This window comes from Pseudomonas putida (assembly GCF_022627325.1).
Classification (GTDB): domain Bacteria; phylum Pseudomonadota; class Gammaproteobacteria; order Pseudomonadales; family Pseudomonadaceae; genus Aquipseudomonas; species Aquipseudomonas putida_X.
This window is the reverse complement of the sequence record NZ_JAETZZ010000001.1, coordinates 718,225-741,618: the sequence shown is the minus strand read 5'-3', so window position 1 is coordinate 741,618 and position 23,394 is coordinate 718,225. Positions and strand designations below refer to the sequence as shown.

The following is a 23,394-nucleotide window of genomic DNA, read 5'->3' as shown; positions in this document are numbered from 1 at the left end:
GGAGTCGAAGATGCACAGGCATGGCGCACACATGCTGGACGCCACGTCGGCGCGCTTCGCCCTATGGGCGCCGGATGCGCGCAGCGTGAGCTTGGAACTGGAGCAGCAGCCGCCGATCGAGCTGCTGCCCGACGCAAACGGCTGGTTTACGGGGGTTGCCCCGTGCCAGGCCGGTGACCGTTACCACTACCGCATCGACGGCGAGCTGCAGGTGGCCGATCCGGCCTCGCGCTACCAGCCCGAGGGCGTACAGGGCCCAAGCCAGGTGGTGAATACCCAGGCCTATGCCTGGCAGCATCCCTGGCAAGGGCGCCCTTGGCACGAAGCGGTCATTCAGGAATTGCATGTGGGGGTGCTCGAAGGTTTCTCGGGTGTCAGCCGTTACCTGCCTCGCCTGGCCGAGCTGGGCATCACTGCCGTTGAGCTGATGCCCCTCGGGCAGTTCCCTGGCGAGCGCAACTGGGGTTACGACGGCGTGCTGCCATACGCGCCGCAGCACAGTTATGGCAGCCCTGAGCAATTGTGCGCGCTGGTCGATGACGCCCACGGCCAGGGCCTGATGGTGGTGGTGGATGTGGTTTATAACCACTTCGGCCCGGACGGCAACTACCTGCATCAGTACGCCAGCCCGTTCTTCCGTGAAGACCGGCAGACGCCCTGGGGCGCAGCCATCGACTTCCGCCGGCCAGAGGTGCGTGAGTTCTTCATCCAGAACGCCCTGATGTGGCTGTGCGACTACCGCTGCGACGGCCTGCGCCTGGATGCCGTGCATGCCATCGACCAGCCCGACTTCCTCATCGAACTGGCGCAACGGGTACGCGCGGCGGTGGAGCCTGGCCGGCAGGTGTGGCTGATGCTGGAGAACGAACACAACCAGGCGTTCTTGCTGGAACAGGGCTTCGACGCCCAATGGAACGACGATGGCCACAATGCCCTGCATGTGTTGCTCACGGGTGAAACCGAAGGGTACTACGCCGACTACCAGCAACAACCGATCGAAAAGCTGGCCCGCTGCCTGTCCGAAGGCTTCGTGTTCCAGGGCCAGGCCAACCGCCATGGCCAACCCCGCGGCGAACCCAGTGGCCACCTTGAGCCCAGTTCGTTCGTCCTGTTCTTACAAAACCACGACCAGATCGGCAACCGCGCCCTGGGCGAACGCCTGACCCGCCTGTGCCCGGCCCCTGCCCTGCGTGCCGCGACCGGCCTGCTGCTGCTGGCGCCGATGATCCCGCTGCTGTTCATGGGTGACGAAGATGGCAGTTGCCGGCCATTTCTGTTCTTCACCGACTTCCATGACGAGCTGGCTGATGCCGTGCGCGAAGGGCGGCGTGGCGAATTCGCCCACTTCACCGCCTTTGCCGACCCCGCGCAACGCGAGCGCATCCCGGACCCCAATGCCGAGCAGACATTCCAGGCCTCACGGCCGCAGCGTCAGGAAGTCATCGCCGGCTGGCACGGCCTTTATCAGCAACTGCTGGAACTGCGCCGGCGCCACGTCATACCGCACCTGCCTGGCAGCCGTGCGCTGGGCGCCGAGGTACTGGGCGAGAAGGCACTTACCGCACGCTGGCGCCTGGGCAATGGCGACACCCTGCGCATCGACCTGAACCTGGCCTCCACGCCACAACCGGTCGACCTGCCTCCTGCCGAGCACCGCCTGTTCGACAGTAGCGACACCACGCACCCTGACACCGCACTGTCTGCGTACAGCTGCGTGGTCAGCCTGCTTGCACCTGGCCAGGAGCGCCCATGAGTGACACTGCATTACACCGCCTGGCCGCCCGCGTAGGGCTGGCCCGCGACTGGATCGACGCCAACGACAGGCCACAACAGGTTAGCGACGACGTGCTGCGCAAGGTCCTCGAGGCGCTTGGCCACCCCGCCAGTGACGAAAGCGCCATCCAGGACAGCCTGCACGCCGTGGACGTCGCCCAAGACAGCGAACACTTACCGCCACTGTTGACCGCCGACCTGGGCCGGCCACTGGAATTGGCACGTTACTTCAGCGCAGGCAGCGCCGCCCGCTGCACCCTGGAAGACCACAGCCAGCTCGCGCTTACCCTCGACAGCCAGGCACAACTGCCTGGCGAACTGCCCTTGGGCTATCACCAAGTGGACATCGATGGCCGCACGTTCACAGTGGCTGTGGCACCGCTGCGTTGCCACAGCCTGGAGGACGCTGTCGACCAGCCGCCTCCGCGCTGCTGGGGCATTGCGGCGCAGCTCTACAGCCTGCGCCGCCCAGGTGATGGCGGCTACGGCGACTGCCTGGCCCTGGAGCAACTGGCGCGCAGCGCGGCGGAACGGGGTGCCGATGCCCTCGCCATCAGCCCGATCCACGCCCTGTCAGCGCACGACCAGCAGCACTACAGCCCCTACTCCCCCTCCAGCCGCCTGCTGCTCAACCCCCTGTATGCCAGCCCTGCTGCCGTGCTCGGTGAACGTGCCGTGCGCATGGCAGTGGAGGCCTGCGGCCTGGAGCAAACCCTGGAAGACCTCGAGCAAAACCCGCTGGTCGACTGGCCACGCGCTGCCGGCGCCCGCCTGCGCCTGCTCGACGCCCTGTACCAGAATTTCAGCCAGGCCGAGCACCCTCTGCGCAAGGACTTCGAGAGCTTCCGCGAGGCCGCTGGCCAGGCGCTGGAGCACCACTGCCGCTTCGAAGTGCTGCAGGCACGAGCCGTGGACGACGGCCTGGGCGCCGATTGGCGCAACTGGCCGAGCGCCTGGCACGACCCCTATCACCCGGAAGTGGAGGCCTTCGCCAGCGCGTATCCAGCCAAAGTCGAGTTCCATGCATTCTGCCAGTGGCTGACCGAGCGCAGCCTGCAGCGTGCCCAGGAGGCCGCCCGAAGCAACGGCATGGCGGTCGGCCTGATCGCCGACCTGGCGGTGGGCGCCGACGGTGCCGGCAGCCAGGCCTGGAGCCGCCAGGACGAGCTGCTGGCCGACCTGAATGTGGGTGCCCCTCCGGACATCCTCAACCGCAGCGGCCAGGACTGGGGCATCTGCGCCTTCTCGCCCGAAGGCCTCAAACGCAATGGCTACCGCGCCTTCATCGAAATGCTGCGGGCCAACCTGGCCCACGCAGGCGGCTTGCGCATCGACCATGTGATGGGGCTGCGCCGCCTGTGGCTGATCCCCCGTGGCTGCAAGCCCAACGAAGGGGCCTACCTGCATTATCCGCTCCAGGACCTGCTGCGCCTGCTGGCCCTTGAGTCTGTGCGGCACCAGGCAATCGTCCTGGGTGAAGACCTGGGCACGGTACCTGAAGGCCTGCGCGAACAGCTGGCGGACAAGGCCGTGCTGGGCATGCGCGTGCTGCCTTTCGAGCAGGCCCAGCCGGGCCACTTCACGCCAATCCTCGACTGGCCAGACAAAGCCCTGGCCACCACCGGCACCCATGACCTGGCGCCGCTGGCCGGCTGGCTGCAAAACCGCGACATCGACTGGAGCCAGCGCCTGCAACTGATCGATGACGCCACCGAGCTGCACTGGCGTCAGGCGCGACAGAAAGAGCGTGACGGCCTGCGCCGCACGCTTGAAGCCAATTACGGCCCACTAAAGGATAACGACCACTTGATCGATGCTGCCATCCGTTACGTTGGTCACACCCGCGCACCGCTGGTGCTGATCCCGCTCGAAGACCTGCTCGGCAGTGAAGAGCAACCCAACTTGCCCGGCACGACTGACGGCCACCCCAACTGGCGCCGGCGATTCGCGCTGCCGGTGCGCGAACTGCTCGACGACGAAGATGCCGCACGCCGCCTGGAGCTGTTGGCCCAGGCCCGCGAGCAAGCCTGGGAGCGTGATCAATGAAGCCGTTGTCCGCCACCCTGCGCCTGCAGTTTCACAGCGATTTCACCCTCGACCACGCACTGCCGCTGGTGCCCTACTTTGCCCAATTGGGCATCACCCACCTGTACGCCTCGCCCATCCTCAAGGCCCGCGCCGGTTCACGCCACGGCTACGATGTGGTCGACCCGACCCAAGTCAACCCAGAGCTCGGCGGCGAGGCTGCGCTGCAGCGGCTGGTGGCCGCCTTGCGCCAGCACGGCATGGGGCTGATCCTGGATACCGTGTCCAATCACATGGCCGTCGGCGGCGCGGACAACCCGTGGTGGCAGAGCCTGCTGGCGTGGGGCCGGCGTAGCCCCTACGCCGAGTTCTTCGATATCCAGTGGCACTCCAGCGACCCACTGCTGGCCGGCCAGCTGTTGTTGCCCTTTTTGGGCTGCGACTATGGCGCCGCGCTGAAAAATGGCGAAATTCCACTGGAATTCGACGCGCACACTGGCGTGCTGCAGGTGGCCCATTACGAGCACCGCTTCCCGATCTGCCCGGTCGACTATGGCTGGATTCTTTCGCTGAGCCCCGAGCCTGCCCTGCAGCGGCTGGCCGAACACTTCACCGCACTGAACGATGCCGCCGACCCGCTGGCAGCCGCGTTGCCGGTGCAGGCCGAACTGGCCCGCCTGGTACGCGAGGGCGCTGACCTGCAGTCTGCACTGCTGGCCTTCGACAGCCGCACCGAGAGCGGCCTGCAGCGCCTGCACCTGCTCCTTGAACGGCAAACCTACCGGCTGGCCAGCTGGCGCACTGCCGCCGACGACATCAACTGGCGACGGTTCTTCGACATCAACGAGCTGGGCGGTTTGCGCGTAGAGCGCTCGGTGGTGTTCGAGGCGACCCATGCCAAGCTGTTCGAGCTGATCGAGCGCGGCCTGGTCGACGGCCTGCGTATCGATCATATCGACGGCCTGGCCGACCCTCGCGGCTACTGCCGCAAGCTACGCCGGCGGGTCGACGGTCTGCTGGCCAAGCGCCCCCTCGATGCAGCGCTCGAGCATTTCCCGATCTACGTCGAGAAGATCCTTGGCAGCGAAGAACACCTGCACCGGGATTGGCTCACCGACGGCACCACCGGCTACGAGTTCATGAACCAGGTCTCGCTGCTACAGCACGACCCCGCAGGCGAAGCCCCGCTGACCGAACTGTGGGCCACTGTCAGCGAGCGCCCGGACTTCGAGGAGGAAGTACGCCAGGCTCGGCACCTGGTGCTCAATGCCAGCCTGGCCGGCGACTGTGAGTCGGTGGCCCAGGCGCTGCTGCAAGTCGCGCGCGATGACCTGATGACCCGCGACCTGACCCTTGGGGCGATACGCCGCGCCTTGCAAGCTCTGGTCGCCCACTATCCGGTGTACCGCACGTACTTCAATGCCTGCGGCCGCCCGGCCGAAGACGAGAAATTCTTCCAGCAGGCCCTGGCCAATGCCCGCCAGGACCTCAGCGAAGCGGACTGGCCATTGCTCGAGCAGCTTGAGCAGTGGCTTGGCGGCCTGGGGTGGCGCAGGCTGCCTCCTGGCCGGCAGCGCAAACACCTGCGCCATGCCTGCGTGCGCTTTCAGCAGCTGACCGCGCCCAGCGCCGCCAAGGCCGTGGAAGACACCACCTTCTACCGCTCGGCGCGTCTGCTGTCGCGCAACGACGTAGGCTTCGAGGCCGAGCGTTTCAGTGCCGGCCCCGAACACTTTCACAACGAGGCCCAGCGCCGCCTGCGCGACTTCCCCGACAACCTGCTGGCCACCGCCACCCATGACCACAAACGCGGCGAAGACACCCGCGCGCGGCTGGCGGTGCTCAGTGAGCGCGGCCCTTGGTTCGCCAGCCGCGTGGAGCATTGGCGCGAGCTGGCTGCACCGCTGCGTGAACAGCTTGAAGACGGCATTGCGCCAAGCCCGGGCGACGAGCTACTGCTGCTGCAGACGCTGCTGGGCAGTTGGCCCCTGGACCTTGACCTGCACGACGATAACGCCCTGCAGCACTATGCCGGGCGCATCCGCCAATGGCAGCAGAAGGCGCTGCGCGAAGCCAAGCTGCGCAGCAGCTGGAACGCCCCTAACGAGGCGTATGAGGGCGCCTGCGCGGCCTACGTCGATGGCCTGCTGCTCGGCCGCGAGAACCAGCAATTGCGCCAGTCCCTGGCCGACGCCGCACACTTGATCGCCACCCCCGGCGCTCTGAATGGCCTGGTCCAGGCGCTGCTGCGCAGCACCGTGCCCGGCGTGCCGGACCTCTATCAGGGCAATGAGTACTGGGATTTCAGCCTGGTAGACCCCGACAACCGCCGCCCGGTGGACTACGCTAAAAGGCGCTGCACGCTTGATGACGCCCTGCCGGTGACCGAGCTGCTGGCGCACTGGCGCGACGGCCGCATCAAGCAGGCGCTGCTGGCACGGCTGCTGGATTGTCGGCAGGCCCATGCCGAACTGTTCCGCCGTGGTGCCTACCTGCCGCTGACCGTGCAGGGGCGCCATGCCGACAAGGTGCTGGCCTTCGCCCGGCTGGGTGAGGACCACCGCGCCATCGTCATTGCCCCGCGCTTGGCCAGCGGCCTGTTGGGCGGCGCTTCAACACCGTTGATCCCGGCACAGAACTGGGACGACACCCGGGTGATATTGCCGTTTGCCTTGTCGCCTGCCAACTCGATGGGACTTTTCCCTAGCGCGGTGGTCAGCCCTTCAAAGGAGCTGATGTTGAGCGCCGTACTATCGGAATTTCCGGTCAATGTGTTGATACAACAATCTTGAGCATCAGGAGCGTCATGATGAGTGTCGATGAAAAACGTATTCGCGAATTTGCCTACCAGATCTGGGAGTCTGAGGGTAAGCCTGTAGGCGAGGAACAACGCCACTGGGACATGGCTCGCAAATTGGCCGAAGCCGAGGCGTTGGCGCCCAAGGCTGCGCCTCGCAAGAAGGCTGCCGCCAAGCCCAAGGTTGCAGCGCAGCCCAAAGCGCCCGCCGAACCTAAGGCAGCGGCGCTGCCCGGGGTGAAACCGGCCGCTGCGAAAAAGCCCAAGACAGCGAAGAAGCCGGCTGCTGGCTGAGCCAGCCCCGGCCCTGTCGCCGGCAAGCCGGCTCCCACAGCGTTCTCCAACACCCAGGGGTTGCTGTGGGCGCCGGCTTGCCGCCGAAAGGGCCGCACCTCAAGCACCATCCGCCCCCTCCCTACGGCTATCCGAGAACTGCCATGAGCCCCCGCATTCCCAAGAAAACCCGCTCCATAGCACCGTCCCGCCTGCGCGAAGGCATGCCGTTCCCGCTCGGCGCCACCTGGGATGGGCTGGGCGTCAACTTCGCCCTGTTCTCAGCTAACGCCACCAAGGTCGAGCTGTGCCTGTTCGATTCCACGGGGGAGCAGGAGCTCGAGCGCATCGAGCTGCCGGAGTACACCGATGAGATCTACCACGGCTATCTGCCTGACGCCCACCCCGGCCTGGTGTACGGCTACAGAGTCTATGGCCCCTACGAGCCAGAGAACGGCCACCGTTTCAATCCCAACAAACTGCTGATCGACCCGTACGCCAAGCAACTGGTCGGCAGCCTGAAATGGTCCGAGGCACTGTTTGGCTACACCATCGGCCACCCCGACGGTGACCTGTCGTTCGACGAGCGCGACAGCGCGCCCTTCGTACCCAAATGCAAAGTCATCGACCCGGCCTTCACCTGGGGCCGCGATCAGCGCGTACAAATTCCGTGGGAACGCACCATCATCTACGAAGCACATGCCCGCGGTATCAGCATGCGCCACCCCGCCGTGCCGGAGAAGCTGCGCGGCACGTTCGCCGGCCTTGCCAATGACGAGTTGCTCAAGCACATCAAGGACCTAGGCGTTTCAAGCATCGAGCTGCTGCCGATCCACGCCTTCGTCAATGACCAGCATCTGCTGGACAAAGGCCTGAACAATTACTGGGGCTACAACAGCATCGCCTTCTTCGCACCGCACCCGCGCTACCTGGCCAGTGGCAAGATCGCCGAGTTCAAGGAAATGGTCGCGCACCTGCACGACGCCGGCCTCGAAGTGATCCTCGATGTGGTCTACAACCACACCGCCGAGGGCAACGAGCGCGGCCCGACGCTGTCCATGCGCGGCATCGACAACGCCTCGTACTACCGGCTGATGCCCGATGACAAACGCTACTACATCAACGATTCGGGCACCGGCAACACCCTAGACCTCAGCCACCCCTGCGTGCTGCAACTGGTGACCGACTCGCTGCGCTACTGGGCTGGCGAAATGCACGTGGACGGTTTCCGCTTTGACCTGGCCACCATCCTGGGCCGCTACCACGACGGCTACAGCGAACGCCACGGCTTCCTCGTCGCCTGCCGCCAGGACCCGATGCTCAGCCAGGTCAAGCTGATCGCCGAGCCATGGGACTGTGGCCCAGGGGGCTATCAGGTGGGCAACTTCGCACCGGGCTGGGCGGAGTGGAACGACCGCTTCCGTGACACCGTGCGCGCCTTCTGGAAGGGCGACGAAGGCCAGCTGGCCGACTTTGCTTCGCGCATGACCGCCTCTGGCGACATGTTCAACAATCGCGGCCGGCGCCCTTATGCCTCGGTCAACTTCGTCACCGCCCACGACGGTTTCACCCTGCGCGACCTGGTGTCGTACAACGGCAAACACAACGAAGACAACGACGAGAACAACCAGGACGGCACCGACAACAACCTGTCGTGGAACTGTGGCGCGGAAGGCCCCACCGACGACCCTGAAATCAATGCCCTGCGCATGCGCCAGATGCGCAACTTCTTCGCCACCCTTCTGCTGGCCCAGGGCACCCCGATGATCGTCGCTGGCGACGAGTTCAGCCGCACCCAGCACGGCAACAACAATGCCTACTGCCAGGACAGCGAGATCGGCTGGGTCAACTGGGACCTGGACGATGAAGGCAAAAGCCTGCTGGCTTTCGTCAAACGCCTGACTCGCCTGCGCCTGGCCTACCCGGTGCTGCGCCGCTCACGTTTTCTGGTCGGCGACTACAACGAGGCGATCGGGGTCAAGGACGTGACCTGGCTGGCGCCTGACGGCAGCGAGATGACCGTGGAGCAGTGGGAAGACCCCCATGGCCGCTGCCTGGGCATGCTGATCGACGGCCGTGCCCAGGTCAGTGGCATCGCCCGCCCGGGTTCGGAGGCCACGGTGCTGCTGATCGTCAACAGTCACCACGATGTGGTGCCTTTCTTGCTGCCGACGGTACCGGACGGTGACTACTGGAGCTGCCTGGTGGACACCGACCGGCCGGACTTGCGCAAGGGCCAGCATTTGCCGTTCGAGAGCACGTTCCAGGTCCAAGGGCGCTCGATGCTGCTGATGGTGCTGCAGCGCGAGGAGGACTGACCCGGCGTTGGCTAACCGGCCCTGACCCTAACGGATCTCAGGGCCGGCTGTGCCACCTTGGACGCACTGCCCAGACCGGGCGTAACAGCGGCGTTTGCAATGATTCGGCATAGCCAGGGTGGATGAAATAGCGAACGCCGCTATGCCAGTGATGTTTTCGCTAGAAATCATGACGTTAACGCCGCGCACCCGCCCTTCCCGCCCTTTTAACACTTTCTTGACGCAACCCCTTACCTCTCCTTAGCTAAAGATTATCTAGTCGTAAACAAATTGCGCCGGGCCGTGAGCTCGCGCCTTCGTGCGTGCTTGAGAAAGCTGGCGTACTGGTTTGGGTCGCCCTGTGTTTTGCCGTACAGCACGTGACAACAGGCCAGGTCCTTGGGCTGTACAACAAAAAAACATAGGAGATCCGCCATGAAATACACCTCGAAACCGTTGCGCTTCGACCGTATTTTCTACGCGGTTTCCACGTCGATGCTTCTGGCAACCCCGGTGGAAACCTTCGCCTTCGAAGTGCTGGACGATCCCGGCTCACCTCTGTTTCTGCAGCAGCCAGCAATGGCGCAACTGTCGCTGGACCCGGTCAGCGCCAGCGGCCTGAGCCTGGGTACGCTGACGGCCTTCAGCAACAAGATGGCTGAGCGCCATGACCCGCAGGCTCCAAACCTGATTGCCAGCCAATGGGCGCAGTTCTTTCCGGGCACTCCCCGCCCGGGCGCCCAGGCCCCGGAACAGCTGGAAGCACCCAGCCAGCAACTGACGATTGGCCCGGACCTGTTCGTGCGTGAAACCAGCGGCGGCAACGTACATCGCGCGGGGATATTCGTGGGGCACAACAACCTGCAAAGCAGCATGAAGGGCAGCCGGGTACTGCTCGGTGACAAGCAGCGCAACGCAGTCAACCTCAGCGGCGAAAGCCTGGGCGTGTACTGGAGCATGACCCATGACCGGGGCTGGCACGTGGACGCTGTCGCCATGGGCTCACGCATCGATGTGCTGGGCCGGGGCGAGACTGGGCAGCGGGTAAACGACAGCGGCCATGCCATGACCTTTTCCGTGGAGGGTGGTTACCCGATCCGCCTCAGTGGCAGTTGGGTGATCGAGCCACAGGCACAGTTGATCAACCAGCAGTTCTTCCCGGGCAATCAGGTGCAGGAAGAGACGCTACAGGCGTTCGATAGCCAACCCACCTGGAGTGGCCGCGTCGGTGCCAAGTTGTCCGGGCGCTACGAAGTGCGGGGCATGCCGGTCGAGCCCTATGTGCGCACCAACGTTTGGTATGACTTCAGCAATGCCGACGAGGTCAAGCTGGACCAGGTCGACAAGATATCCGGCTCACGCTATTCGACGACCGTGGAACTGGGGTTGGGCCTGGTGGCGCGCGTGACGCCTTCCATGGCGCTGTTCGTCAGTGCCGATTACAGCAGTGATGTGGATGACAATGATCTGAATGGTTTGATCGGCAGCCTGGGGGTCAGAATGCGCTGGTGATCAGTGTGGCCCTTTCGCGGGGCAAACCCGCGAAAAGGCCGACTCTAGCCCGCTATCAAACAGGCTTGAGCACCAGTACACCCAGCGGCGGCAGGTTCAGGGCCAGCGACAGCGGTTGCCCGTGGCTGGCGACCTCGTCACTCTCCACCGCACCCAGGTTGCCCACATTAGACCCGGCATACAGCTCGGCATCGCTGTTGAGCAGCTCTTGCCAACGCTCACCGCACGGCACGCCAATCCGGTAGCCCTCGCGCGGTACCGGGGTGAAGTTGGCCACCACCAGCAATGGCTCGCCATTGCCGCTCCAGCGCAGCCAGGCATACACGCAGTTTTGCGCATCATCACCGATGAGCCACTGGAACCCCTGCGGCTGGCAATCCTGCTCGTGCAATGCCGGCAACTCACGGTACAGCCGGTTCAGGTCACCCACCAAGCGTTGCACGCCCTGGTGCTCTGGGTATTGCAGCAGGTACCAGTCCAACTGGTGGTCATGGTTCCATTCGCGCCATTGGCCGAACTCACAGCCCATGAACAACAGCTTCTTGCCCGGGTGAGTCCACATGAAGGCCAGGTAGGCACGCAGGTTGGCGAACTTCTGCCAACGATCGCCGGGCATCTTGTCGATCAGCGAATGCTTGCCGTGCACCACCTCGTCGTGGGAGATCGGCAGGATGAAATGCTCGGAATAGGCGTAGATCAGGCCGAAGCTCATCTCATTGTGGTGATAGCTGCGGTGCACCGGGTCGTTCTGGATGTAGTGCAAGGTGTCATGCATCCAGCCCATGTTCCACTTATAGGCGAAGCCCAAGCCACCTTGCTGGGTGGGCTGGCTGACACCCGGCCAGGCGGTGGATTCTTCGGCGATGATCAGCGCGCCCGGGGCCTCATGGGCGGCTACACCGTTGAGGTGGCGGATGAAATCGATGGCCTCCAGGTTCTCGCGCCCACCATGGCGGTTGGGCACCCACTCGCCGGCCTTGCGTGAATAGTCGCGGTACAGCATCGAGGCCACCGCATCGACCCGCAGGCCATCGATGTGGAAGTGCTTGAGCCAGTGCAGTGCCGAAGCCAGCATGAAACCGCGCACTTCATTGCGGCCCAGGTTGTAGATCAAGGTGTTCCAGTCCTGGTGGAAGCCCTCCAGGGGGTTGTCGTACTCGTAAAGGGCAGTGCCGTCGAAGCGCGCCAGGCCATGCTCGTCCGTTGGGAAATGCGCCGGCACCCAGTCGAGGATCACACCGATGCCACCTTGGTGGCAGGCGTCGATGAATGCCGCAAAATCTTCTGGCGTGCCGTAGCGCGAAGTGGGTGCGAACATCGACAAGGGCTGGTAGCCCCAGGAGCCACCGAACGGGTGCTCCATGATGGGCAGCAGCTCGATGTGGGTGAAGTTGAGCTTCTGCACGTAGGGCACGAGGCGCTCGGCCAGTTCGCGCCAATTGTAGAAGCGCGACACCTCACCCAGGTCGTCGAGCTCGCACTGCCAGGAGCCTGGGTGCAGTTCGTAGATCGACAACGGGGCACTGTAGGCATGGCGCTGGGCGCGGTGCTCCATCCACTCGTGGTCTTGCCAGTCATGGCTGAGTTCGCCGGCCACCTTCGAGGCAGTGCTGGGCGGCAGCTCAGTGGCGCGGGCAAGCGGGTCGGCCTTCAGCGGCAGCACGCCCTCCTTGCCCAGCACCTCGAATTTGTAGGTTTCGCCGACGCCCAGGCGCGGCACGAACAGCTCCCACACCCCGGCACCGTGCCGTAGGCGCATCGGGTGGCGACGGCCGTCCCAATTGTTGAAATCGCCCACCACCGACACGCGCCGGGCGTTGGGCGCCCAGACCGAAAAGCACACGCCAGCGACGCCGTCGACCTGCGTCGGCTGTGCGCCAAAGCGCCCCGACAGGTCGCGGTGGTTGCCCTCGGCAAACAGGTGCAGGTCCATGTCTCCCAGCTGCGGGCCAAAGCTGTACGGGTCTTCGGTCACCTGCTCGCCACCGGCCCAGCCGATCTGCAGCAGGTAGGGCTGTGCATCATCCAGGTGCGCGGTGAACAGCCCGGGCAGGCTGCCCTGCTGCATTTCGCCCAGCACCCGCCCGTCATCACGGCTCAACACCCGGGCGCTCAGCGCAGTTGGCAGATAGGCGCGGACCCACAGCCCGCCCGCGCCATCGCCATGGGGGCCAAGTACTGCAAAAGGATCGGCGTGCTCGGCGCGGGCAAGGGCATCGAGCTCCCGCTGCCGAAGGCCACCGTTATCACGCGTGGTTGCATTCATCTATGACTCTCCCCAGGTACTGATCAATCCATGCAAGCCATGCAAAGGCACGGCCAGCCAACTTGGCCGGTTCTCGGCTTCATAGGTAATCTCGTAGGCGGCCTTTTCCAGGCAGAACAGTTCCAGTGCGGCGCGCTCGCCCTCGGCGTGCTGCCAGGCGTGAGGCATGGCGGCGGTGGCCAGGCCATAGGCTTCGACGAAGGCGTGGCGCGACTGGTGCAGGTACTGCCGGGCGACCCGCTGACGAGCCTGCCGAGCTGCCTCGGACGCGTCTACCGCCGAGGCGCTGCGCAGGATCATCGCAGCAGCATAGTCGAAGGATCGCAAAACGCCGCTGACATCCTTGTAAGGGCTGTGTTTGGCCCGGCGCTCGTCCAGCGGGCGCGACGGCTCACCTTCGAAATCGATGAGGTAGGCATCCCCTTGCACCACCAGTACCTGGCCCAGGTGCAGGTCACCGTGAACACGCATCAGCAGGCCGCCTTCGGCCTGCCTTGCCAAGGTAGCGATGTGCTGGGCAAGGCCTTCGCGGCGCTGCTGCAGGTCGTCGACCAACGCCTGGCTATCGCCGTCCAGGCTGTCGCGGTGCTGAGCCAACAAGTCCAGGGCATGGCACAGCTCGCGGCTGATCTGTTGGGCCCAGCGCCCGCTGTCTTCGCCATCGCTGCTGCGCGGCCGGAAGGCGGGGTCATCGCTCGGGGCGACCAGCAGCAGGTGCATCTCGCCCAGGCGCTGGCCAAGCAAGGCAGCAAAACCGTTGAGCTCGGCCAGTGCGTCGGTATGCGCGTCGCCCTCTTTACTGGACGGTTCCATCTCGTCGCGGATGGCCCGCTCCAGGGTGTTCTGGGTCCAGGCCCAGGCGTCGCCCTGGTTGCTCAGGTAACCCTGGGCGATCATCAGCAGGTGCGGTGCCTGGCGCTCGTCCACGCGGCTGACCCAGGCCAGCAGCGGCGAGATGTTGGTGAACCCGGCGGCGGTGAGGTAAGCGCTCATTTCCAGCTCCGGGTGAACCCCCGGATTGACCCGGCGGATCAGCTTGAGCACCACACGGTCGCCCACCACCACAGAGCTGTTGGACTGCTCGGCGCTCAGGTAGCGCACAGCGCTGTCTTCATCGAGGCCCAGGCCGGCCAACGCTTCGGTACAGTGGAAACGCAACTCGCCCTGGCCATTGCCACAGGGCAGGCGCAGGCCGTCCTGGCAGGCGCGCAGCACCGCACGGATGAAGGGCTCGAGCACGAAGGCATCGGTGATCAGGCCCACCTGACGGCCACGGCGTACCCGCGACAGCGCCAGTTGCTGGGGCAACGCGCTGTTGATCTGGTCTTCAGGCAGCAGCCCGAACGGCAACTGGTAACGGTTACGCTGGCCATCGCCCAACACTTCGATTTCGCTCAGCAGCACCGGCGTGGTGGCGGTGCCCAAACGCACGCCGTAACACAGGCGCACCTGATCGACAGGCCCTTCCTTGCCGGCAAACCAACGCCGTTTGGGCAGGTATTGCGGCAGGATCGCGTCTTGCAATGTGTCGCTCGAAGGTGCTTCGAGCAGCTCTTCCATACGTTTGCGCAGCACTAGCGTAGTCAATTCTGGCAACCCCTCGGTAGCTTGCACATGCCAGCTGGGCATGCGGTCGTGCGATGCCAGCAAGAACCAGTAGAAGGCATAAGGTGGCAACGTCAGCAGGAAAGGCAGCTGGCCGATCGGCGGGAAGGCGCTGCCGCCGAGCATCTCTACAGGCACCTTGTCGGCGTACTGGGACAATTCAAGTTCTGCGGCCTGGGCCGCACGCGACACATTGGCAACACACAGAATGACTTCGCTGTTGCCCTCGGCATCGGTGTACTCGCGGATGTACGCCAGAATGCGGCGGTTGCTCGGGGTGAGCGTGCGCAAGGTGCCGCGGCCGAAGGCTTTCTGCTGGTTGCGCACCGCCAGCAGGCGGCGGTTCCAGTTGAGCAGCGAATGCGGGTCGTGGGACTGTGCCTCGACGTTGACCGTCTGGTAGCCGTACAGCGGGTCCATGATCGGCGGTAGTACCAGGCGCTGCGGGTCGGCCTTGGAGAAACCGCCATTGCGGTCCGGCGACCACTGCATGGGGGTACGCACACCGTCGCGGTCGCCCAGGTAGATGTTGTCACCCATGCCCAGTTCGTCGCCGTAGTACAGGGTCGGCGTGCCGGGCATCGACAGCAGCAGGCTGGTAAGCAGTTCGATGCGCCGGCGGTCACGTTGCAGCAACGGCGCCAGGCGACGGCGGATACCCAGGTTGATGCGCGCGCGGCGGTCTTGCGCGTAGTAGTTCCACAGGTAGTCGCGCTCACGATCGGTGACCATCTCCAGGGTCAGCTCATCGTGGTTGCGCAGGAAGATCGCCCATTGGCAATCGGCCGGGATCTCTGGCGTCTGGCGCAGGATGTCGGTGATTGGGAAGCGGTCTTCCATGGCCAGGGCCATGTACATGCGCGGCATCAGTGGGAAGTGAAACGCCATGTGGCACTCGTCGCCGTCACCTTCGCCAAAGTACGGGCGCGTGTCCTCGGGCCACTGGTTGGCCTCGGCAAGCAGCATGCGATCGGGGTAATTGGCATCGATTTCGGCACGAATCGCCTTGAGCACCTTGTGGGTCTCGGGCAGGTTCTCGTTGTTGGTGCCATCGCGCTCGATGAGGTAGGGAATTGCGTCCAGGCGCAACCCGTCGACACCTAGGTCAAGCCAGAAGCGCATCACCCCGATCACCGCCTTGAGCACTTGCGGGTTGTCGAAATTCAGGTCCGGCTGGTGCGAGTAGAAGCGGTGCCAGAAGTACTGACCGGCCACAGGGTCCCACGTCCAGTTGGACTTCTCGGTGTCGAGGAAGATGATCCGCGTACCGTCGTATTTCTGGTCGTCGTCCGACCACACGTAGAAGTCGCGGGCCTTGCTGCCACGCTTGGCATGGCGTGCGCGCTGGAACCACGGGTGCTGGTCGCTGGTGTGATTGATGACCAGCTCGGTAATCACCCGTAGCCCGCGCTTGTGCGCCTCGGCGATGAACCGCCTGGCATCGGCCATGCTGCCGTAGTCGGGATGCACGGCTTTGTATTCAGCGATGTCGTAGCCGTCGTCGCGCCGTGGCGAGGGGTAGAACGGCAACAACCATAGCGTATTGACGCCCAGCTCGGCGATGTAGTCGAGCTTGCTGATCAGGCCGGCGAAGTCACCGATGCCGTCGTTGTTGGCATCGAAGAACGACTTGATATGCAACTGGTAGATCACGGCGTCCTTGTACCACAACGGGTCGTCGAGGAAGGCTGCCGGGCGGGAACGCTTGGCCATGTGCGACTCCTTTCAATTGCAGGTTCAGCGCCGACCAAGCGGCTTAGCGGGCCTTCTCGATGCGCCAGATACCGAATGGCTGATGCCAGGGCTCGATACGCATCCATTGGGTCTTGCCATGCCAGGTCCAGCGGTGGCCGTTCATCAGGTCTTCGCCCAGGGTGTCAGCGTCATCGTCCAGCCCCAGTTCCCACAGCGGCAATTCGAAGCTGGCCTCCTGGGCGTTGTGCGGGTCGAGGCTGACCGCTATCAGGATGTAGTTGTCGCGCTCCGGCGTGCGCTTGGCGAAGTACAGGATGTTGTCGTTCCAACAGTTGAAGAACGCCACACCCAGGTGCGTCTGCAGGGCACGGTTCTGCCGGCGGATGCGATTGAGTTGAGCAATTTCGGCAATGATGTTGCCGGGCTGGGTGAAGTCGCGGGGGCGGATCTCGTACTTCTCAGAGTCCAGGTATTCTTCCTTGCCCGGCAAAGGGGTGCCTTCGCACAGCTCGAAGCCCGAGTACATGCCCCAGAGCCCCGAGCCCATGGTCGCCAGGGCGGCGCGGATCAAAAAGCCGGCACGCCCGCTGGTGTGCAGGAAGAACGGGTTGATGTCCGGCGTGTTGACGAAGAAGTTGGGCCGGTAGCACAGGCTCCAGGGCGGCTGATTGAGCTGCTCGAAATACTCGCGCAGCTCCTGCTTGGTGTTGCGCCAGGTGAAATAGGTGTAACTCTGGGCGTAACCGACCTTGCCCAGGCGCGCCATCATCGCAGGCTTGGTGAACGCCTCGGCGAGGAAGATCACGTCCGGATACTGGCTGCGCACATTGGCGATCAACCATTGCCAGAATGGCAGCGGTTTGGTGTGCGGGTTGTCGACGCGGAAGGTTCTCACCCCCTCCTCCACCCAGCCCACCACCACATCACGCAGGGCAAGCCACAGCGATGGCACGGCGTCAGCGGCGTAGAAGTCCACGTTGACGATGTCCTGGTACTTCTTCGGTGGGTTCTCGGCATAACGGATGGTGCCGTCGGGGCGCCAGCTGAACCAGCCGGGATGTTCCTTGAGCCACGGGTGGTCCTGAGAGCACTGGATGGCGAAGTCCAGGGCGATCTCCAGCCCGTGCTCGGCGGCAGCGGCCACCAGGCGGCGGAAGTCCTCTCGGGTGCCCAGCTGCGGGTGAATGGCATCGTGCCCGCCTTCGGGGCTGCCGATGGCGTAGGGGCTGCCCGGGTCGTTGGGCTCAGCCTTCAAGGCGTTATTGCGGCCCTTGCGGTGCTGCTTGCCGATCGGATGGATGGGCGGGAAATACAGCACGTCAAAGCCCATGTCGCGAATCATCGGCAAACGCGCGTGCACATCGTTGAAGGTGCCGTGGCGCTCGGGACTGTCGGTGATCGAGCGGGGGAACAACTCGTACCAGCTGGCGAACTGCGCAGCCGGGCGGTCGACATCCACCGGGAACTCACGGCTGCAGGTGAGGTAGCTGCGGTGCTCGGCCTCGCTCATCAGGCGCGACGCCTGCTCCCCCAGCAGCAGCGCCACCTGGTCCGCCTGTGCCAGCGTGGGCAGTTGCGCCTGCAGCGCCTCGATCTGTTCACACAACTCGCCTTCGCTGCGCTCTGCGCCTTTGCCAAGCAGCAAGCGACCTTCCTCCAGCTCCAGCTTGACCTCGACGCCCGCGTGGAACTTCTTCTCAAGGTCGTGGCAATAGGTGGCGAACGGGTCGACCCAGGCCTCGATGCTGAAAAGGTGCGGGCCCAGGTCAGTGGGTGTGAACTCGGCCAACCAGAGGTCGTTGCCTGGCGAATGCATCGGCACGCAGTGCCATCGCCGGCTATTGGCCTGCCGCCAGTTGAGCATCACGGCCAGGCGATCGTGGCCGTCGCTGTACACCTTGCTGCTGACCGCCACCGGCTGGCCGCTGATGGCCTTGGTGGCAAACGCGCCACCGTCGAGTGCGGGCTGGGTATCCTCGATCACGATGCGCGGCGCCAGCAGCGCCTGGGACAGGCTGATGGCCTGGTCGGGGTGATCGTTCGCCATCGGTACGCTTGCGAAGGGCTCGTTGCGCGACATCGGTCCTGGCTCCCTGTTGGCATTGGCGGTAAGGGTTCAGAGCCATCGTCCACGCAGGGGGTTCAAAAAAATTGAGCAAAACGGCGCAGCCACGCATCAAAGCCTGCACCACCCTCTCATTCACCCTGCGAGGTCAGGCCATGAACATTCCCATTCCACCGGAGACACCCGACCCCAATATCGACGACCCGAGCCTGCCGCCGCCCGTGCCGGAAGAGGCCCCGGACGAGACGCCGGTCAAGCCGACCGAACCGCCGACTGTCGGCGACCCGCCGAGCCAGGAGCCACCGGTGAAGGCTTAAAGGATAGACGAGGGAAAGCGCTGCACGTGCAAGGGTGCTGCCCGCCCTATCACGGGCGCGGCCAGCACCCATGCTCCATCACTGCGCCTTTTCGGCTGAAAGCGTGGCCGCGCTGATTTCGCGCATCCTGAACTTCTGCACCTTGCCGGTCACCGTCATTGGAAACGCGTCGACGAAGCAAAAGTGCCGCGGCACCTTGTAGTGGGCGATGCGTGCCTTGCACCAGCCCTGCAGTTGTTCAGCCGTTGCGCTATGGCCGGGATGCAACTTGATCCAGGCCACCACTTCTTCGCCATACCTATCGCACGGGATGCCGATCACCTGGGCGTCTGCCACTGCGGGGTGGGTATAGAGGAACTCCTCAAGCTCGCGCGGATAAATATTTTCGCCACCGCGAATGATCATGTCCTTGTTGCGCCCGACGATGCGCACATGGCCGTCTTGGTCCATGACTGCCAGGTCGCCCGAGTGCATCCACCCTGCAGGATCTATGGCATCGGCGGTGGCCTGCGGGTTGCCCCAGTAACCCAGCATCACGCTGTAACCCCGTGTGCACAATTCGCCGATTTCACCCCTGGGCACGGTACAGCCATCGGCATCCACCAGTTTGGTTTCCAGGTGAGGCTGGGTGCGGCCAACCGTGGTCACGCGCAATTCCAGGTCATCATCGGGGCCGGTCTGCAGAGACACCGGGCTGGTTTCGGTCATGCCATAGGCAATCTGCACCTGGGCCATGTGCAACTGCTCGATGACCCGGCGCATGACCTCGATCGGGCAGGTGGCCCCAGCCATGATGCCGCTGCGCAGGGTCGAAAGGTCCAGCTGCTGGCGCGACGGGTGGTCGAGCATGGCGATGAACATGGTCGGCACGCCATAGAGGATGCTGGCGCGCTCCTCGGCCACCGCACGCAAGGTGAGCTCGGCATCGAAGGCGTCGCTGGGGTAGATCATCGTGCTGCCATGGGTGATGCAACCGAGGTTGGCCATGACCATGCCGAAGCAGTGGTACAGCGGCACCGGGATCACCATACGGTCGGCAGGGGTCAAGCCCAGGCTTTCCCCGACCATGAAGCCGTTGTTCAGGATGTTGTAATGGCTGAGCGTGGCCCCTTTGGGAGCGCCGGTGGTGCCGGAGGTGTACTGGATGTTCACCGCCTGGTCGAACTGCAGCCCGCGCTGGCGCGCCTGATAAGCCTCAGGGGCCGTCTGCGCTGCCCGCCCTGGCAGCGCAGGCCATGGTAGAAAGCCCGGTGGCGGGTTGCCGGCCAGGCTTATCACCCCGCGCAGCTCGGGCAGGCGCTCGCTGGCCAGGTCACCGGGCGCCGCCAGCGCCAGTTCCGGCAGCAGCTGCCGAACCATGGCGTGATAGTCAGAGGTCTTGAAGGCATCGGCGCACACCAGCCAGCGGCAGCCAGACTGACGCAGCACATACTCCAGCTCGCCCACCCGATAGGCCGGGTTGATGTTGACCAGAATCGCACCGACCTTGGCGCTGGCCAGTTGCAAGATGCACCACTGGGCGCAGTTGGGAGACCAGATGCCGATCCGGTCGCCCCGGTCCAGCCCCAGGGCCATCAACGCCCGGGCATGGACATCGACCTGCTCGGCCAACTGCTGCCAGGTGAAACGCAGGCCTTGGTGGCGCACCACCAAGGCTTCGCCATCGGCGTAACGGGCCACGGTCGCATCGAAGGCCTGGCCAATGGTCTGGGTCAGCAAGGCTGGGTTCTGACGACCTTGGGTGTAGCTGGTTTGACTCATGGGTGTCCCTTCTTGTGGTTGTTCTGGGCACGGCTCAAGCAGCGACAATTACTGTGGCGCAGATTTACGTTTACGTAAAGGTGACGGACGGATTGACAGTGTCGAGGGGCAGGTTTACGTTAACGTAAAGGTGAAAACGACACAGCGCTGATTGCCAATGGCTAACGCTTGGTGAGCTACGGTGTTTCCTAATTTCAAGAACAAGAAGGTGCCCCATGCATTACCCCTCCCTGAACTTCGCCCTGGGCGAAACCATCGACATGCTCCGTGACCAGGTGCGTACCTTCGTTGCCGCCGAGCTGGCGCCACGCGCCGCACAGATCGACCAAGACAACCTGTTCCCCGCCGACATGTGGCGCAAGTTTGGCGACATGGGCCTGCTTGGCATCACAGTGCCGGAAGAATACGGCGGCGCCGGCCTGGGCTACCTGGCCCACGTGGTGTCGATGGAAGAAATCAGCCGTGGCTCGGCTTCTGTAGCGCTGTCCTACGGCGCCCACTCCAACCTCTGTGTCAACCAGATCAACCGCAACGGCAGCCACGCGCAGAAGCAGAAGTACCTGCCCAAACTGATCAGCGGTGAACACATCGGCGCGCTGGCCATGAGCGAGCCGAATGCCGGTTCCGACGTGGTGTCGATGAAACTGCGCGCCGAGAAGCGCGGCGACCGCTACATGCTCAACGGCAGCAAGACCTGGATCACCAACGGCCCGGATGCCAACACCTACGTGATCTACGCCAAGACCGACCTGGACAAGGGCGCGCACGGCATCACGGCTTTCATCGTCGAGCGCGACTGGCAAGGCTTCAGTCGCAGCAACAAGTTCGACAAGCTGGGCATGCGTGGCTCCAACACCTGCGAGCTGTTCTTCGATGACGTCGAGGTACCGGAAGAAAACATCCTCGGCCAGCTCAACGGCGGCGTGCGCGTACTGATGAGCGGCCTGGACTACGAGCGCGTGGTGCTCTCCGGTGGCCCCACCGGCATCATGCAAAGCTGCATGGACCTGGTGGTGCCCTACATTCACGACCGCAAGCAGTTCGGCCAGAGCATCGGCGAATTTCAGTTGATCCAGGGCAAGATCGCCGACATGTACACCCAGCTCAACGCCAGCCGCGCCTACCTGTACGCCGTGGTCCAGGCCTGCGACCGTGGCGAGACCACCCGCAAGGACGCCGCCGGGGTGATCCTCTACACCGCGGAGCGGGCCACGCAGATGGCCCTGGAAGCGATCCAGATTCTCGGTGGCAACGGCTACATCAATGAATTCCCGGCGGGCCGCTTGCTGCGTGATGCCAAGCTGTACGAGATTGGCGCCGGCACCAGTGAAATCCGCCGGATGCTGATCGGCCGCGAACTGTTCAACGAAACCCGCTGAACACCAGGGACGGGCACACATGGCTACCTTGCACACCCAGATCAACCCGCGTTCGGCGCAATTCGCCGACAACAGCGCGGCCATGCTCGAACAGGTCCAGGCCCTGCGCGGCCTGCTCGCCCACATTGCACAAGGCGGCGGGCCCAAGGCCCAGGAGCGGCATACCTCCCGTGGCAAGCTGCTGCCGCGCGAGCGCATCGACCGCCTGCTGGACCCCGGCTCGCCCTTCCTTGAAATCGGCCAGTTGGCCGCCCACGAGGTGTACGGCGAAGATGTGCCTGCAGCCGGCGTGATCGCGGGCATCGGCCGCGTCGAGGGCGTGGAATGCATGATCGTGGCCAACGATGCCACGGTGAAAGGCGGTTCGTATTACCCGCTGACGGTGAAGAAACACCTGCGCGCGCAGACCATCGCCTTGCAGAACCGCCTGCCCTGCATCTACCTGGTGGATTCCGGCGGCGCCAACCTGCCGCGGCAGGATGAGGTGTTTCCAGACCGTGAACATTTTGGGCGGATCTTCTTCAACCAGGCCAACATGAGCGCCCAGGGCATCCCGCAGATCGCCGTGGTCATGGGGTCGTGCACCGCAGGTGGGGCCTATGTGCCGGCCATGGCCGACGAGGCGATCATGGTCCGCCAGCAGGCGACCATCTTCCTGGCAGGCCCGCCCCTGGTGAAAGCCGCTACGGGCGAGGTGGTCAGCGCCGAAGACCTCGGCGGTGCCGATGTGCACTGCCGCACCAGCGGCGTGGCCGACCACTATGCCGACAATGATGAACACGCCTTGGCGCTGGCCCGGCGCAGCGTGGCCAACCTCAACTGGCACAAGCTCGGCAAACTGCAACGCCAGGCGCCGGCTGCGCCGCTGTATGCCGCCCAGGAGCTGTACGGCGTGGTGCCGGCCGACGCCAAGCAACCGTTCGATGTGCGCGAGGTGATCGCGCGCCTGGTCGACGGGTCGGTTTTCGATGAGTTCAAAGCGCTGTTCGGCACCACGCTGGTGTGCGGCTTCGCCCACCTGCACGGCTACCCGGTGGCGATCCTGGCCAACAACGGCATCCTGTTCGCCGAAGCCGCGCAAAAGGGCGCGCACTTCATCGAACTGGCCTGCCAACGCGGCATCCCACTGCTCTTTTTGCAGAACATCACCGGCTTCATGGTCGGCAAGAAGTACGAAGAAGGCGGCATCGCCAAGCACGGCGCCAAGCTGGTCACTGCGGTGGCCTGCGCCCAGGTGCCGAAGTTCACGGTGATCATCGGTGGCAGCTTTGGCGCTGGCAACTACGGCATGTGTGGCCGCGCCTACGATCCGCGCTTTTTGTGGATGTGGCCCAATGCGCGAATTGGCGTGATGGGGGCCGAACAGGCCGCCGGGGTGCTGGCCCAGGTCAAGCGCGAGCAAAGCGAACGCAGCGGCCAGGCCTTCAGCGCCGAGGATGAGGCCAGGCTCAAGCAGCCGATTCTCGACCAGTACGAACACCAGGGTCACCCCTACTACTCCAGCGCCCGGCTTTGGGACGACGGCGTCATCGACCCGGCGCAGACCCGCGACGTGCTTGGCCTGGCGTTGTCCGCCGCGCTGAACGCACCGATCGAACAGAGCCGCTTCGGCATTTTCCGGATGTGACC

13 protein-coding genes are annotated in these 23,394 nt (G+C 64.4%); 9 read left to right on the top strand and 4 right to left on the bottom strand.

The window, feature by feature from the left end; genetic code table 11:
* The first annotated feature begins 10 nt into the window (after positions 1-10).
* The 6 genes from treZ (at position 11) to JNA92_RS03330 (ending at position 10,677) form a co-directional block, all read left to right on the top strand.
* Positions 11-1,753 (top strand): malto-oligosyltrehalose trehalohydrolase, encoded by a 1,743-nt coding sequence (treZ, locus tag JNA92_RS03355; RefSeq protein ID WP_241803301.1) that lies wholly within the window; start codon positions 11-13, stop codon positions 1,751-1,753.
* Positions 1,750-3,819, top strand: coding sequence for a 4-alpha-glucanotransferase (malQ, locus tag JNA92_RS03350; protein ID WP_241803300.1), 2,070 nt, complete (start codon positions 1,750-1,752; stop codon positions 3,817-3,819). Before treZ ends, malQ begins: the two co-directional genes overlap by 4 nt.
* Positions 3,816-6,590, top strand: coding sequence for a malto-oligosyltrehalose synthase (locus JNA92_RS03345; RefSeq protein WP_241803299.1), 2,775 nt, complete (start codon positions 3,816-3,818; stop codon positions 6,588-6,590). Before malQ ends, JNA92_RS03345 begins: the two co-directional genes overlap by 4 nt.
* Positions 6,591-6,604: 14 nt before the next feature.
* Positions 6,605-6,889 (top strand): DUF2934 domain-containing protein, encoded by a 285-nt coding sequence (locus JNA92_RS03340; protein WP_241803298.1) that lies wholly within the window; start codon positions 6,605-6,607, stop codon positions 6,887-6,889.
* A gap of 143 nt (positions 6,890-7,032) precedes the next feature.
* Positions 7,033-9,186: a glycogen debranching protein GlgX gene (glgX, locus tag JNA92_RS03335; protein ID WP_241803297.1), complete on the top strand. Its 2,154-nt coding sequence runs from the start codon at positions 7,033-7,035 to the stop codon at positions 9,184-9,186.
* A gap of 414 nt (positions 9,187-9,600) precedes the next feature.
* On the top strand, positions 9,601-10,677 hold the full coding sequence (locus tag JNA92_RS03330) for an autotransporter domain-containing protein (protein ID WP_241803296.1): 1,077 nt from the start codon (positions 9,601-9,603) through the stop codon (positions 10,675-10,677).
* Between the two features lie 55 nt (positions 10,678-10,732).
* Here JNA92_RS03330 and glgB read toward each other — a convergent pair whose 3' ends face one another.
* From glgB to JNA92_RS03315, 3 genes are read right to left on the bottom strand one after another with little or no spacing between them, the layout of a single operon-like run.
* Positions 10,733-12,943, bottom strand: a complete 2,211-nt coding sequence (gene glgB, locus JNA92_RS03325; protein ID WP_241803295.1) for a 1,4-alpha-glucan branching protein GlgB — start codon at positions 12,941-12,943, stop codon at positions 10,733-10,735.
* Complete coding sequence (gene treS, locus JNA92_RS03320; RefSeq protein WP_241803294.1) at positions 12,944-16,261, bottom strand: maltose alpha-D-glucosyltransferase; 3,318 nt, start codon at positions 16,259-16,261, stop codon at positions 12,944-12,946.
* Positions 16,262-16,304: 43 nt separating this feature from the next.
* Positions 16,305-18,323 (bottom strand): alpha-1,4-glucan--maltose-1-phosphate maltosyltransferase, encoded by a 2,019-nt coding sequence (locus JNA92_RS03315; RefSeq protein ID WP_241803293.1) that lies wholly within the window; start codon positions 18,321-18,323, stop codon positions 16,305-16,307.
* A gap of 71 nt (positions 18,324-18,394) precedes the next feature.
* On the opposite strand from JNA92_RS03315, the gene JNA92_RS03310 reads away from it, so the two are divergent.
* Positions 18,395-18,625, top strand: coding sequence for a hypothetical protein (locus JNA92_RS03310; RefSeq protein WP_241803408.1), 231 nt, complete (start codon positions 18,395-18,397; stop codon positions 18,623-18,625).
* Positions 18,626-18,703: 78 nt separating this feature from the next.
* Here the strand turns inward: JNA92_RS03310 and JNA92_RS03305 are convergent, their stop codons facing one another.
* The gene (locus JNA92_RS03305) at positions 18,704-20,386 is read right to left on the bottom strand and encodes an AMP-binding protein (RefSeq protein WP_241803292.1); all 1,683 of its coding nucleotides are present in this window, start codon (positions 20,384-20,386) and stop codon (positions 18,704-18,706) included.
* A gap of 215 nt (positions 20,387-20,601) precedes the next feature.
* Here JNA92_RS03305 and JNA92_RS03300 point away from each other — a divergent pair, with 215 nt between their 5' ends.
* Both JNA92_RS03300 and JNA92_RS03295 read left to right on the top strand, forming a co-directional pair.
* Positions 20,602-21,765, top strand: coding sequence for an isovaleryl-CoA dehydrogenase (locus tag JNA92_RS03300; protein ID WP_241803291.1), 1,164 nt, complete (start codon positions 20,602-20,604; stop codon positions 21,763-21,765).
* Between the two features lie 19 nt (positions 21,766-21,784).
* Positions 21,785-23,392 (top strand): carboxyl transferase domain-containing protein, encoded by a 1,608-nt coding sequence (locus tag JNA92_RS03295; protein ID WP_241803290.1) that lies wholly within the window; start codon positions 21,785-21,787, stop codon positions 23,390-23,392.
* Positions 23,393-23,394: the final 2 nt, after the last annotated feature.